At 37.5% G+C, this 13,732-nt stretch carries 13 protein-coding genes; 6 read left to right on the top strand and 7 right to left on the bottom strand.

Features of this window, described 5'->3' with window-relative positions:
• The coding region (locus Q1K34_RS04050) for an RNA pseudouridine synthase (protein WP_300434844.1) at positions 1-694 on the top strand (694 nt) is incomplete at its 5' end.
• Positions 695-745: 51 nt separating this feature from the next.
• Complete coding sequence (locus tag Q1K34_RS04045; protein ID WP_300434842.1) at positions 746-1,591, top strand: neutral zinc metallopeptidase; 846 nt, start codon at positions 746-748, stop codon at positions 1,589-1,591.
• A gap of 252 nt (positions 1,592-1,843) precedes the next feature.
• Here the strand turns inward: Q1K34_RS04045 and Q1K34_RS04040 are convergent, their stop codons facing one another.
• From Q1K34_RS04040 to Q1K34_RS04025, 4 genes are all read right to left on the bottom strand, one after another.
• Positions 1,844-2,500 carry an adenylate/guanylate cyclase domain-containing protein gene (locus Q1K34_RS04040; protein WP_300434840.1) on the bottom strand — a complete coding sequence of 219 codons (657 nt, stop codon included), beginning with the start codon at positions 2,498-2,500 and terminating at the stop codon, positions 1,844-1,846.
• 27 nt (positions 2,501-2,527) lie between these two features.
• Positions 2,528-2,971: a hypothetical protein gene (locus Q1K34_RS04035; RefSeq protein WP_300434837.1), complete on the bottom strand. Its 444-nt coding sequence runs from the start codon at positions 2,969-2,971 to the stop codon at positions 2,528-2,530.
• A gap of 117 nt (positions 2,972-3,088) precedes the next feature.
• Positions 3,089-3,958: a DMT family transporter gene (locus Q1K34_RS04030; protein WP_300434834.1), complete on the bottom strand. Its 870-nt coding sequence runs from the start codon at positions 3,956-3,958 to the stop codon at positions 3,089-3,091.
• Between the two features lie 10 nt (positions 3,959-3,968).
• The gene (locus Q1K34_RS04025; RefSeq protein ID WP_300434832.1) at positions 3,969-5,513 is read right to left on the bottom strand and encodes a hypothetical protein; all 1,545 of its coding nucleotides are present in this window, start codon (positions 5,511-5,513) and stop codon (positions 3,969-3,971) included.
• 148 nt (positions 5,514-5,661) lie between these two features.
• Between Q1K34_RS04025 and Q1K34_RS04020 the strand changes: the two genes are divergently transcribed.
• The 4 genes from Q1K34_RS04020 to leuB are packed head-to-tail and all read left to right on the top strand — an operon-like array spanning position 5,662 to position 9,962.
• Positions 5,662-6,834 (top strand): 2-isopropylmalate synthase, encoded by a 1,173-nt coding sequence (locus Q1K34_RS04020; RefSeq protein WP_300434830.1) that lies wholly within the window; start codon positions 5,662-5,664, stop codon positions 6,832-6,834.
• A gap of 3 nt (positions 6,835-6,837) precedes the next feature.
• Positions 6,838-8,220, top strand: a complete 1,383-nt coding sequence (gene leuC, locus Q1K34_RS04015; RefSeq protein WP_300434857.1) for a 3-isopropylmalate dehydratase large subunit — start codon at positions 6,838-6,840, stop codon at positions 8,218-8,220.
• Positions 8,220-8,837 carry a 3-isopropylmalate dehydratase small subunit gene (gene leuD / locus Q1K34_RS04010; protein ID WP_300434828.1) on the top strand — a complete coding sequence of 206 codons (618 nt, stop codon included), beginning with the start codon at positions 8,220-8,222 and terminating at the stop codon, positions 8,835-8,837. The genes leuC and leuD overlap by 1 nt, the downstream gene beginning before the upstream one ends.
• 9 nt (positions 8,838-8,846) lie before the next feature.
• Complete coding sequence (leuB, locus tag Q1K34_RS04005; protein WP_300434826.1) at positions 8,847-9,962, top strand: 3-isopropylmalate dehydrogenase; 1,116 nt, start codon at positions 8,847-8,849, stop codon at positions 9,960-9,962.
• 216 nt (positions 9,963-10,178) lie between these two features.
• Here leuB and argH read toward each other — a convergent pair whose 3' ends face one another.
• The 3 genes from argH to argB all read right to left on the bottom strand — a co-directional run bounded on the left by argH (position 10,179) and on the right by argB (position 13,530).
• Positions 10,179-11,456, bottom strand: a complete 1,278-nt coding sequence (argH, locus tag Q1K34_RS04000; RefSeq protein ID WP_300434823.1) for an argininosuccinate lyase — start codon at positions 11,454-11,456, stop codon at positions 10,179-10,181.
• Between the two features lie 230 nt (positions 11,457-11,686).
• A complete protein-coding gene (locus Q1K34_RS03995; RefSeq protein WP_300434820.1) occupies positions 11,687-12,754 on the bottom strand; it encodes a M20 family metallo-hydrolase in 1,068 nt (355 codons plus the stop codon).
• The gene (gene argB, locus Q1K34_RS03990; protein WP_300434817.1) at positions 12,754-13,530 is read right to left on the bottom strand and encodes an acetylglutamate kinase; all 777 of its coding nucleotides are present in this window, start codon (positions 13,528-13,530) and stop codon (positions 12,754-12,756) included. Before argB ends, Q1K34_RS03995 begins: the two co-directional genes overlap by 1 nt.
• Positions 13,531-13,732 lie beyond the last annotated feature (202 nt).

Below are 13,732 nucleotides of genomic sequence, written 5' to 3'. Positions count from 1 at the left end.
GAAAATACTTTCAAATAAAGATAATCTTCAGGTTTTACACGAGGATAATCATCTCATCATCGTAAATAAACGTGCGGGAGATATCGTTCAGGGCGATAAGACCGGGGATAAACCTTTAAGTGAGGTTGTTAAGTCTTATATAAAAGAGAAATACAATAAACCTGGAAATGTCTATTTAGGAGTGGTGCATCGACTGGACCGGCCTACCAGCGGAATTGTGGTTTTCTCAAAAACTTCCAAAGCACTCCCCAGGCTCAATAAATTATTCCAGGATAAAAAAGCTAAAAAGACCTACTGGGCGATCGTTAAAAATCCGCCTCCGGAAAATTCAGGTGAACTGGTGCATTTTATGAAACGTAATTCCAAACAAAATAAATCCTACGCTCATAAAAATGAAGTGCCAGATTCTAAAAAAGCCATTCTGGATTATCGGCTGCTTAAGAAGCTTGATAATTATTTTTTGCTTGAAATAGATTTACACACTGGCAGGCACCACCAGATAAGAAGTCAGTTATCGGAGATTGGTTGTCCTATAAAAGGTGACCTTAAATACGGCTTTGACCGCAGTAACAAAAACGCAAGCATTCATTTACATTCCCGGGAACTTTATTTTATTCATCCGGTAAAAAAGGAACCCATTCATATAACTGCTCCTCCACCTTCAGATCCCTTATGGAATGCTGTTATGATTTAATTTAGACGTTAGTCTTTTTTTAATTCTTATTTTTAAATAAACTTTCCAAAAATGAAATGGCGTGGTAGAAGACAAAGTGGCAACGTGGAAGATCGCAGAGGATCTTCAGGCAAAGGTAAATTAATTGCCGGCGGCGGCATAATTGGGGTCATCTTTGTCATTGCACAATTTATATTAAGTGACGGGGATATTTCTGTCCTTGATCAATTTCAGGATTCAGGGCCTACTACCGAAGAATCCCGGGAACTTACTGCTGAAGAAAAAGAATTAGGAGAATTTACGGCAACTGTTCTAGCTGATACTGAAGATGTCTGGAACAGTATTTTTTCTGAAAATAACAGGCAGTATAGAGAGCCCGGATTGGTACTTTTCTCTGATGCAGTTCAAACTGCCTGCGGGGGTGCTTCTGCCGCAAGTGGGCCTTTTTATTGTCCGGCAGATCAAAAGATATATATGGATCTTACTTTCTTTGAAGAATTGCGCCGCAGATTTGGTGCTCAGGGAGGCGATTATGCCATCGCCTATGTAATGGCTCATGAAGTTGGACATCATGTTCAAAATTTAGTAGGAACTGCTTCCGAAGTAAGGCAATTACAGCAGCAAAGCAACAAGGCAGAAGCCAACAAACTATCTGTAGCACTGGAATTACAGGCCGATTTTTATGCCGGAGTATTCACCTATTATAACAAGGAATATCTAAGTGAAGGAGATATAGAGGAAGCTTTAAGTGCCGCAAATGCTGTAGGAGATGATGCAATTCAGCAAAGGACTGCGGGCAGGGTTAATCCCGATTCATTTACTCATGGAACTTCTGAACAACGCATGAAATGGTTTATGAAAGGGTATAAATCTGGAGATATTAGCCAGGGAAATACCTTTAATAAGATTTTGAATTAAACATATTAAAATTTCACTCATGTCCGTGCAAAGAAAATAGACCGTTACGGTTTTAGATATAAGAAATTAGACTTGCGCTTACAAAATTGACAAACAAGGTACTTTTAAAATCATGTTTTATAAAAGGTTTCCCCATTCAAAAATTTGCAAAAGCAGGGTCTAGATAGTAGTAAAAAGCTTTGCACTTTTGCAAATAACTGGTTCAGGTCTATTCTTTAAAATTTTTATCGGACAACACTTTTAAAATTTATATCATTTATCTACTATTCCATACAGTTCGATCGCCTGAGCTTTACCCTTTAAAAAGGTTTCTCCTAAATACTCAAAATTATAGTCAGAATTAGTAATTGAAAGAATTGTTTCTACAGCTTTAGGAATCAAGAACGCTCTATCGTACTGGTTGCAGAGGCTCTGTACTCTGGCAGCTGTATTTATAGCATCTCCATGATAAGCTATCTCCCTTTTTATCTGGCCAACTTCTACTGCGGTCACAATGCCAAAGTGAAGTCCTGCTTTAAATTCAGGCACCAACCCGTAATGATGTAGATAATAACTACGCTTTCTTACCAGTTCTTTCTTAAAATCATAATATAGATTCAGGCACGATAAATTTCGTATTCCCTCTCGCAGAGGCCAGGTAATTACAGCCTCGTCACCCACATATTGATATATTTCTGCATTATTTAGGGTTAACGGCTTATTAAGATCCATAAAACAATCCCTTATCAATGAACTATATTCCAAATGTCCAAGGTCTTCGGCATGAGTAACCGAAGATTTGAGGTCTAGAAACATAAAAAAACGCTCCTCTTCTTTAGGAGTTCTATATCTTCCCAGAATTAGCGGAATCAAAATCCCGGGCCCAAACATTAAGTTCATTTGGTTGATAAAGCTTATCACTACTGCCATAAACGCAACATAAACTAACAAAGACCATTAGAGGTAATGCCAGATGGTCTCATTCTCTGTTAAACTTGAAAAATCTGTGGCTATGAATGATTCCAATATAATTATCAGGAAAAACCGAATAAATAGTAATACTACAAATACAACTAGAGGATATATAACAATCCTTAGAAGAATTACAAGCCCGAAAGGAAGCTTTTGTATACCGATCCTGGCAAGTAAGATATCTATAAAACCTAAAACTATGCCCAGCACAATTCCTATAGAAAGTGACGAAAGAAGTGCAGCATGAATGGAAAATGGAAAACTAATTTCTTCCAATTTACTCAAATAGGCGGTATTCATATAAGAAAGAAAGAAGTACAAAGAAATCGCTAGTACCCAAAAATTTATCTGGATCCCAATAAAACTCAACCGGGGAAAGTTATATGATAGCTTCCGTGCTCTGGATGAATAATCTTTATTGGTTCTCATATTTTATTTCTTATAAGCCAAACTATGATATTATAGTTTAAAGTTGATTAATCTCGCAGACTGCGAATACTTCTTACTATTTGACTTAACCGTGATTCATATTCTTAATTTCTACAATTATTTCGCTTTAACAGCCAGTAAACTTTCCACGATTACAGCACTCATAATAATCGCCCCACCAATCATAGTTTTCATGGAGGGAATTTCACTTAGAAAAATCGCTCCCAAGGCTATCCCATATACCGGTTGAATACTGCTCATGATACTCGCTGCGGTTATACTAAAATTTCTAAAACTTTTAAGAAACATAGTATGTCCAAGGCAGGTGGTTAGAACTGCTAATATCACCAGAGGCTTCCATTGGGCCAAAACCTGATTAAATTCGCTAAAAAAAGTAAAAGGAACAAGACAAATGCTAACTATAAGTATCTGGTAGAACATTAACACCGATCCGTTATAACGCTCCACTTCCCGCTTCATTAATAAATTTCTAAAAGCATAGAAGATCGCAGAAACCATTCCCAGGATAATGGCAAAAAAATAATCATTTTCCAGATCGAATTCCGGACTTAAGAAATAAATACCGGTTAAAATTAAAAATCCGAGCGCCAAATGTATTTTATTGAATTTCGTTTTAAAAAGTAATGGCTCTAAAAAAGCAGTGATCACAGGATAGGTGAAAAGCGATAATAAAGCAATGGCTACGCTGGAAAATTGAAGGGAATAGAAATAAGTGATCCAATGTCCGCCCATTAAAATTCCGCCCAAAATTATCTTTAACAGATCCCTTCTATTGGAAATATTTAGATCAATTTTTTTCCATTTACAAAAAAGATAAAATACGATTACCGCAATAAAGCACCTGTAAAATATAGTTACAGCTGGAGCTAAGGTGATATATCTCCCCAGGACACCAGAAGTGCTGATTAAAACAATCGCGAAGTTGAGCTGGAGGAGATTGGTAAAATGCTGTGGTCTTCCTAACAAAGTTTAGTTGTTATCTTGAATATTCTTCACTCTTTTCCCTGATGATTTCCTTTACCGGACGGTTTTCAATATTACTTTCTAACCAGGAGATGATATCGAGATAAAGAAAAGCCCTACGTTCATAAGGATGGTCTTCAAATTTTTTAAGCGTATTATATAATTTTCTGAATTCATCCTTGATATCCAATGGTGATACATCGGGCAGATTTCTTAAAAATTTGATCATTTCTTTCTGAACTTCATGCATGTCATCCATCTTAATAAGAAATTTGTAAGTAGATTTCACCAGCCTATCCAAATGATAATCCAATCCTGCCTCGTAATGCGCCACCAAATTCAGAATTCTGGCAAAACACATCAAATCCTGACGCATTTCCAGTGATTTATTATTGATAATCTTTTTTAGAAATTCAATACATTTCTTATTATTTCCATTCCCAAAATATAAACACGCGATCTTGTAATAGAAAACCATAATATGGTGTTCATCTAATCTTCCTTTGAACTTGGATATCTTTTCAGTAATCCTATTTATCAGCTCTTCTGAATTGCTAAACTCCCCTTTCATAAATTTAAGGTTGAGTTTATTGGAATAAACATATAAAAATGACAGTGCAGATATATTGTCATTATGCGGAATCTTGGGATCACGTAAGGAATCTTCCAATTGCTTTAAGGTTTGCTCAAAAAGCGCGGTATGATTTAAATAAAACAGCGATTCCAGTAAATAATGGCTTCCCTTCAAATAAGAGACAGGGTGTATAGGGATTAGATGTTTATATTCAATAAAAAGCTCTTTCCATTTCATGGAATATCTGTAACACCCCAGAAAATCCTGGATCAAAAAACTATACCACAAATGACATTTATACAACCAAAGCCTTTCTCTAAAACCTAATTCTTTATACTGATATTCCGGTAAGTTTTCCTTAAAATAGGCTCTCACCTTATCTGCCTCATCCTGACTCTTGCAATAACCATTTTTCAAAAAAATAGAATATAATTCTAATGACAGGTTGGAGAGCTTACCCCATAGAGTATTAAGTTTGCCAATTTCCTCGGTCTCCTTGATCAGTATCTCAGCCCGGTTGCTCATACTTCGGGTAATATACTGGGACTCGATAATTTTTTCGAGTTCCAATATTTCATAAGTAAGATTTTTTTCTTCATAATTGACCGCCAGCGTTTTCACCTTATCCAGCAATTTTAAACTTTGCTGGTAAAGTCCTTTATGATATAAGATATAGGCAAAGTCTACCTGCTCCCTAATTTGTACCGGAATACTCTGGTGGGCAGGATTTAGGCGGAGCGAAATTAAAAGCTGTTTGTATAAATGAGTTTTTACATTGGATAGCTGAAGCTTGGTAATTTTAGTAGATTTAAGAATTTCTGTCTCGTTATATTTTTTTTGACGGGACATTACTTTATATAAATGTAAAAATTTAGAATCTGAATTCACTCCAACCCTTCCCACATAAAGAGAAAACTGTCTTTTTTCTGAAGCCGATAAGGATTTAATTAAAGAAAACAAATTTTCGGTTAAGTCATTGGTCATTGTAAATCAATATTTCGTAACACTCTAATATACAGGTAATTGTAAGTTATATTTCAGGTTTTTAGGATCGTAACGCTTTTCAATATATGATGATCAAAACATTCTTATTCCAATACTTTAGATAAAGATAAAGTAAAATAAATCTCATATGCGTACTGAAAAGGTAGAAATTTTTGACACTACATTGAGGGACGGAGAACAAGTTCCCGGCTGCAAACTAAATACTCAACAAAAACTAAAAATCGCTGCCCGACTCGATGAACTGGGTGTAGATGTTATTGAAGCTGGTTTTCCTGTTTCCAGCCCCGGTGATTTTCAGTCTGTAACGGAAATCTCAAAACTTGTGAAAAATGCCACTGTTTGCGGACTTACCCGAGCGGTAAAGAACGACATCAAAGTTGCTGCCGAAGCATTAAAGTATGCCTTAAAGCCAAGGATCCATACTGGAATTGGAACTTCCGATTCACATATAAAATATAAGTTCAAATCCAGCAGACCAGAGATTATTGAAATGGCTGGTGAAGCTGTTGCCTATGCAAAAACTTTTGTAGATGATGTTGAATTTTATGCGGAAGATGCAGGAAGAACTGAAAATGAATTCCTTGCCAGGGTTTGTACCGAAGCTGTAAAAAATGGAGCCACTGTTCTTAACATTCCTGATACCACCGGGTATTGTTTACCAGAAGAGTACGGTAAAAAGATTAAATATTTAAAGGAAAATGTGGTTGGGATTGAAAATGTAATCATCTCCTGCCATTGCCATAATGATCTTGGATTGGCCACTGCCAATGCCATTGCCGGCATTACCAACGGGGCAAGACAGATCGAGTGCACCATTAATGGTATTGGTGAACGTGCAGGTAATACGGCTTTGGAAGAAGTCGTCATGATTTTGCGACAACATCCATATTTACAGTTGAATACAGATATTAATCCACAGTTATTATATGACACCAGCAAGATGGTCTCCAGGGAAATGGGCATGTTTGTCCAGCCTAATAAAGCTATTGTCGGTGCAAACGCTTTTGCACATAGTTCAGGTATTCACCAGGATGGCGTCATTAAGAACAGAGAAACATATGAAATTATAGATCCAGCCGACGTAGGGGTAACCGAGTCGGCTATTGTGTTAACAGCGCGTAGCGGAAGAGCCGCTTTAGCCTATAAAGCCAAAAAAATGGGGTATGATCTTACCAAACTTGAATTAGACCACGTATATCATGAATTTCTCAATTTTGCTGATGCTAAAAAAGAAGTGGCAGATCATGACATTCATACAATCATGGATATTTTTAAAAGAAGTTCAAGAGCAATTGCTTAAATGATGAAGAAAACATTATTTGACAAAATATGGGATTCCCATGTAGTGGAAAGTATTCCAAACGGACCAGACATTTTATATATCGATAAACATTTGATACATGAAGTGACCAGCCCGCAGGCTTTTAATGAATTAAAGGAAAGAAATATTCCCGTATTTCGCCCGGATCAAATTGTTGCCACGGCAGATCATAACACGCCTACAATAAATCAGCATCTTCCTGTTAAAGATCTTTTATCCAGGAAGCAACTGAAAGAATTAAGTCAGAATTGTGAGGAGAATAATATTACTCTTTACGGTTTGGGCCATTCATATAACGGGATTGTTCACGTAATGGCTCCTGAACTGGGGATCACCCAGCCGGGAATGACAATAGTTTGTGGGGATAGTCATACTTCTACTCATGGTGCCTTCGGAACTATTGCCTTTGGGATTGGAACCAGCCAGGTTACTCAGGTTTTTGCCAGTCAGTGTCTTTTAGTTGAAAAACCGAAAAAGCTTCGGGTGAATGTAAACGGAAAACTGAAAAATGGAGTGCTTCCAAAAGATGTCATTCTATATATTATAAGCAAACTCGGAACAAATTCTGGAACCGGCTACTTCTGCGAATATGCAGGAAATGTATTTGAAGAAATGTCTATGGAAGGCCGAATGACCGTTTGTAATATGAGCATTGAAATGGGTGCCCGTGGCGGACTAATCGCTCCAGATCAAACTACTATAGACTATGTGGAAGGCAGGGAATTCGCTCCCAAAGGTGCTGAACTCGATAAAATGAAAGCACATTGGGAGACTTTAAAAACCGATGAAGCTGCTGAATTCGACCAGGAATATTCTTTTGAAGCTGAAGATATTGAGCCAATGATCACCTATGGCACCAATCCTGGAATGGGGATCAAACTTACAGGCTCCATTCCGGTAGAAGGAAATAAAAGTGACTCGAAGGCACTGGCATATATGGATTTTAAGCCGGGTGAAATTCTACTGGAAAAACCGATTAATTATATTTTTATAGGCAGCTGTACCAACTCCAGAATTGAAGATTTTAGGGTTGCTGCCTCCTATATCAAAGGAAAAAAGAAAGCTGAAAATGTAAATGCTTTGATTGTTCCGGGAAGTCAACAGGTTGCAACACAAATCAAAGAAGAAGGTCTGGATAAGGTTTTTGAAGAAGCAGGATTTACCTTAAGACAGCCGGGATGTTCCGCATGCCTGGCTATGAACGATGACAAAATTCCTGAAGGGGAATATTGTGTTTCTACCAGTAACCGAAATTTTGAAGGAAGACAGGGACCGGGTTCCAGGACTATTCTGGCAAGCCCATTAACTGCTGCGGCAACAGCGATCTCTGGTAAAATTTCAGATTACACCCAAAACCTGAATTAATGGAAAAATTTATACAACTTACAGATACCGTAGTGCCTTTGGATGCTGAGAACGTAGATACAGATCAGATTATTCCAGCTCGTTTTTTAAAGGCCACAGATAAAGAAGGTTTTGGAGAAAACCTTTTTAGAGACTGGCGATTTGATAAAAATGGTAAACCAAATGAGGATTTTGTTTTAAATCAAAATAAATACTCCGGGTCTATTCTTCTAGCAGGGAATAATTTTGGTTGCGGCTCCAGCCGGGAACATGCGGCATGGGCGATTAAAGCTTACGGATTTAAAGCTGTAGTATCCAGTTATTTTGCCGATATCTTTAAAGGAAACGCTTTAAATAATGGAGTTTTACCAGTACAGGTAAGTCCTAAGTTTCTGCATAAATTATTCACTTCTGTAGAAATAGATTCGAATGAAAAGTTCAGTATAGATCTTGAAAAACAAATGATTAGGATTGAAAGTTCTGGTGATGCAGAACATTTTGATATTGATCCATATAAAAAAACCTGCCTGATTAATGGTTATGATGATATCGATTTTCTAACGAGTAAACTTGAAGCCATTAAAAATTATGAACAAAAAAGAAGCGGTAAACAGGCAGTTCCGCAGGAAACATTATAAAAAAAGAATATGAATTTTAATATAGCCTTACTTCCTGGAGACGGGATTGGTCCTGAAATAACACAGCAGTCAGTTAAAGTGCTGAAGGCTGTTGCAGATAGATTTGATCATGAGTTCACTTTTGAAGAAGCCGCAGTGGGGGCCAATGCAATCGATTTATTGGGGAATCCTTTGCCAGACGCTACACTGGAACTATGTAAAAAATCTGACGCTGTGCTATTTGGGGCAATTGGAGATCCTAAGTACGATAACGATCCTTCCGCGAAAGTAAGACCGGAACAGGGCCTACTAAAGCTTAGAAAAGAACTTGGCCTGTTTGCCAATATCAGACCTGTAAGGACTTACAATAGTCTTATTCATAAATCTCCTCTGAAACCTGAAAATATTCAAGGAACAGATATGGTTATCTACCGTGAACTCACCGGTGGAATTTATTTTGGAGAAAAAAGTACTTCAGAAGATGGAAAAAGCGCTTCAGATCTTTGTACCTATTCCGTAGAAGAAATTGAACGTGTGGCGCATCTTGCTTTTAAGGCTGCCGAAGGCAGAAGAAAAAAATTGACACTTGTAGACAAAGCAAATGTTCTGGAAACTTCCCGTTTATGGCGTAAAACAGTAACCGAACTGGCAAAGGAATATCCTGAAGTAGAAGTGGATTATCTGTTCGTGGACAATGCGGCCATGCAGATGATCCTGAATCCAAAACAGTTTGATGTCATCCTTACCGAGAATATGTTTGGAGATATAATTTCGGATGAAGCCAGTGTGATTGGTGGAAGTATCGGCCTACTCGAATCTGCTTCTGTAGGGATTGAAAATGCACTTTTTGAACCTATTCATGGATCATATCCACAAGCGACAGGTCAGGGAATTGCAAATCCAGTGGCTTCGGTACTTTCCGCAGCGATGTTACTTGAACATTTAGGCCTTAAAAAAGAGGCGGAAACGGTGCGAATGGCTGTAGAATTAAGTATTAAGTTGAATGTATGCACCATAGATATAAACACCGATAACCATTACTCTACAGAAAGAGTCGGGGATTTTCTTGAAAGTGTGATCAGCGATACCGAAGGTCATATTGTGAATAATGAAAACCTCAATTTAGGTCAAATGACGATCATATAAAGAATAGTTCATGTTTGTTTAGAGAGAACGGCCTCCTGTAAGATTCAAATTCAATCTTCAGGAGGTTTGTTTATTAAGAAATATATATAAAAGTTTCTTGTCATCCTTAACGAAGCCTTATAGAAGTGAAGAATCTCAGCATTCTCCAAGAAATTCTTCCTGTCGTCGGAAAGACATTCAAAATTTAATTTGTTTTTCTAACAAGCAATTCTAAGCCTAAAGCTGTTGCAGTTTATTTTTTATCATATTCAGCGAAAGATTATTCTTGCTCCCCGTAAGTGAGTGCTGCATTCCCTTTGACGCCTGATAGTTGCCATTCTGCACCTCCTCGCCTATTATTTTATACGCATCTCTAAAAGACTTCCCATTCATCACCAGTTCGTTGATGCTATCTACGGTAAACAAATATTTATACTTCTCATCCTTCATATCTACCTCTTTCACTATAATCTGAGCGATGGAATGTGTAAATACATCTAAAATCTCTTTTATATTTTCTACAGCGTAAATACTATTCTCTTTGATGAGTTGAAAATCCCTGTGATAGCCACTTGGTAAGTTATTAGTGATCAGGATCATTTCGTTGGAAATCGCCTGTAGTTTATTGCATTTTCCTCTCACAAGTTCAAAAACATCCGGATTCTTTTTATGGGGCATAATGCTGGAACCGGTGGTTAATTCATCCGGGAAAGAAATAAAACCAAAATTCTGACTCATATAAAGGCAAATATCCATCGCAAATCTTGAAAGGGTATTTGCCAGTGAAGCGATATTGGAAGTTACGGTTCGCTCACACTTCCCTCTACTCATTTGAGCAGCAACCACATTATATTTCTGAGTTGAAAATCCCAATTCCTGAGTGGTGAATTCCCTGTCTATGGGAAAAGATGAACCATATCCTGCTGCGGAACCTAAAGGATTTTGATCTACAATTTTCAAACCTGCTTCCAGCAGATAAAGATCATCAATAAGCAATTCAGCATATGCTGAAAACCACAATCCGAAAGAAGAAGGCATAGCTACCTGAAGATGTGTATAGCCTGGTAAAAATTTTTCCTTATGTTCTTCTGCAAGCTCAAGTAGTACGTCGATCAGTGTTTTACTTTTACCCGATATCTGCTGAAGGTTTTCTTTGAAATATAATTGCTGGGCCACTAAAACCTGATCATTTCGGGAACGAGCTGTGTGGATCTTCTTTCCAGTATCACCTAGTTTCTTTGTTAGCTCATATTCAATCTTGGAATGTACATCTTCGAAATCTTCCTCGATCTGAAACTCACCTTTTTCCAATTGATCTTTTAAATGATCCAGCTCAGAAAGCAAAGATTGCACTTCTTCTTTATTCAAAATCCCAACTTTCCCTAACATTTTTGCATGGGCTTTAGAAGCCTGAATATCATATTCTGCCAGGTGCATATCCAATTCCCTGTCATTGCCCACTGTGAATTTCTCAATCTTTTTGTCTATTGAAATACCTTTATCCCAGAGTTTCATAGTTATTTTATTTAGAAATCGTCATCCTGAACTCGTTTCAGAATCTCAAAAGAAGCTGAATTTAATTCAGCTTGACTTATTAGCTTTTTATCATTCCGAAGGAGTTTGCGATTGAGAAATCTAAGATTTCTCACTACGTTCGAAATGAACAATTTTAAAAGTCATCGTCACTGCGAGTGCAACGACGCAGTCTCATGTTGACACACTGAGCTTGTCGAAGTGTGACTTATTTATCTAAGCGCTCTTTCAAGCAGTTTAATATATTTTTCTATTCCTTCCTCGACTTCATACACATAAATAAATTCATCTGCTGAATGTGACCTGGTTGAATCTCCGGGTCCTAATTTTAAAGAAGGACAACTCAACATCGCCTGGTCTGAAAGCGTTGGTGAACCATAAGTTTTCATTCCCAGTTCAGTCCCCGCCTTAACCAGCTCATGATCTAAAGGAATTGAAGATGAATTTAACCTTAAACTTCGCGCACTGATCTCATCTACCGGAGCTTTTTCTGTTAGGATACTTTCAATCTTTTCATTACTGTACAGGTCATTTACCCGGACATCGATCACCAGATGAACCCTTGCCGGCACAACATTATGCTGACTTCCAGCCTGAATCTGGGTCACCGTAACTTTTACTTCTTCCAGATTTTTCGAAATCTTCTCTAATTTAAAACTTTCGAACCATTGTAAAACTTTGGCAGTTTTATAGATTGCACTATCAGTATTTGGATGGGCAGCGTGAGAAGGTGTTCCCTTCACTATCGCATCAAAAACTACAAGTCCCTTTTCAGCGACCGCAAGATCCATAAGCGTTGGTTCACCTACGATCGCCACGTCAATTTTCGGAATTTCTGAAAGTAATGCCGCAATACCGTTTTTACCATTGATCTCTTCTTCCGCAGTTCCGGCAAAAAGAATATTATGGGTTAGATTTTCTTCAAAATATAAATAGGTGAAAGTCGCTAAAAGCGAAACCAGACAACCACCTGCATCATTACTCCCTAAACCGAATAATTTCCCATCCTGAATTTCCGCTTTAAATGGATCTCTGCTATAAGCTGAATTCGGCTTTACCGTATCATGATGGGAGTTAAGCAATAAGGTAGGTTTAGACTCATCAAAATTTTTATTTACCGCCCATACATTATTTAAAAAACGCTGATGTGGAATTTGATATTCCCTGAACCAGTTCTCCAACAAATCAGCTGTTTTATCCTCCTCCCCGGAAAATGACTGAGTTTGGATCAATTTTTTCAACAAATCTATTGCTTCTTTCTGAAGTTGTTTTAACTGCATTATTTTACAATTTTGGTATGGATTGAATTCTTCTTAAGTAATTTAGCATCACCAAGAACTATTGCAGAAACCCCACGCTCTATAGCCTCAAAACAATTGTGAAGCTTTGGGAGCATTCCATCGGTGATTATTTTAGATTGAACCAGTTTATTATAATTATCTGAATTCAATTCAGGAATTACAGAATTTTCATCTTCAATATCGGTTAAAACTCCTTTTTTCTCAGAGCAGAAAAAAAGCTGAGTTTCATAATCCCTGCTCATTGCAATCGCAATTTCTGAAGCTACCGAATCTCCATTGGTATTCAATAAAATTCCCTCTTTGGTACATGATATTGCTGAAAAAACAGGGATCATATTTTGTTCAAGTATGGAATCGATAAATTCGGTATTTACACTTTCCACATCTCCAACAAAACCATAATTGATCTCTTTTACTTCTCTTCTTCTTGAGATTAAAACCTGCCCATCTGCTCCGCAAAGACCAATTGCATTCTGTTTTTTGGCTTGCAGTTTAGCCACGATGCTTTTATTTAATAGTCCTCCATAAACCATCGTAATCACTTCCATGGAATTTTTATCGGTAATTCTCCTTCCGTCGATCATTTTAGTCTTAAAACCAAGTTTTCCGGCTACTTCTGTGGCCTTATTCCCTCCACCATGAACCAGGATCTTTGGCCCTTCCAATTGCACAAAATCGTCCATAAAAGAATTCAGCAAAGCTTCATTTTCGATAAGCTTCCCTCCTATTTTTATGATTTTCAGTAATTGTTTCATACTCCTAATTTTTTCAGACACGGTTGTTCCCACATTTTTTTCACCAGTACATTTCAGCTGATCATTGCGAAGTGAAATGAAAGCGACATAATCTCATAATGGGATTTCCTTATTTTGAGACTGCTTCGCTCCACTAGGTTACGCTCGCAGAGACCTTCTAAAAAAGGAATCTCATAACCTGAGATTTCTCACTTCGGTCGAA

Origin of the sequence: Christiangramia sp. (assembly GCF_029937855.1) — a bacterium.
Lineage (GTDB): Bacteria > Bacteroidota > Bacteroidia > Flavobacteriales > Flavobacteriaceae > Christiangramia.
The sequence above is the reverse complement of the archived record's forward strand: the minus strand, read 5'-3'. Positions and strand labels throughout refer to the sequence as shown.

Excerpts from the sequence above, each read along its gene's own strand:
- Q1K34_RS04045 (WP_300434842.1), top strand. The coding sequence starts at position 746 with ATGAAATGGCGTGGTAGAAGACAAAGTGGCAACGTGGAAGATCGCAGA.
- Q1K34_RS04040 (WP_300434840.1), bottom strand. The coding sequence starts at position 2,500 with ATGGCAGTAGTGATAAGCTTTATCAACCAAATGAACTTAATGTTTGGG.
- Q1K34_RS04035 (WP_300434837.1), bottom strand. The coding sequence starts at position 2,971 with ATGAGAACCAATAAAGATTATTCATCCAGAGCACGGAAGCTATCATAT.
- Q1K34_RS04025 (WP_300434832.1), bottom strand. The coding sequence starts at position 5,513 with ATGACCAATGACTTAACCGAAAATTTGTTTTCTTTAATTAAATCCTTA.
- Q1K34_RS04020 (WP_300434830.1), top strand. The coding sequence starts at position 5,662 with ATGCGTACTGAAAAGGTAGAAATTTTTGACACTACATTGAGGGACGGA.
- leuC (WP_300434857.1), top strand. The coding sequence starts at position 6,838 with ATGAAGAAAACATTATTTGACAAAATATGGGATTCCCATGTAGTGGAA.
- leuD (WP_300434828.1), top strand. The coding sequence starts at position 8,220 with ATGGAAAAATTTATACAACTTACAGATACCGTAGTGCCTTTGGATGCT.
- leuB (WP_300434826.1), top strand. The coding sequence starts at position 8,847 with ATGAATTTTAATATAGCCTTACTTCCTGGAGACGGGATTGGTCCTGAA.
- argH (WP_300434823.1), bottom strand. The coding sequence starts at position 11,456 with ATGAAACTCTGGGATAAAGGTATTTCAATAGACAAAAAGATTGAGAAA.
- Q1K34_RS03995 (WP_300434820.1), bottom strand. The coding sequence starts at position 12,754 with ATGCAGTTAAAACAACTTCAGAAAGAAGCAATAGATTTGTTGAAAAAA.
- argB (WP_300434817.1), bottom strand. The coding sequence starts at position 13,530 with ATGAAACAATTACTGAAAATCATAAAAATAGGAGGGAAGCTTATCGAA.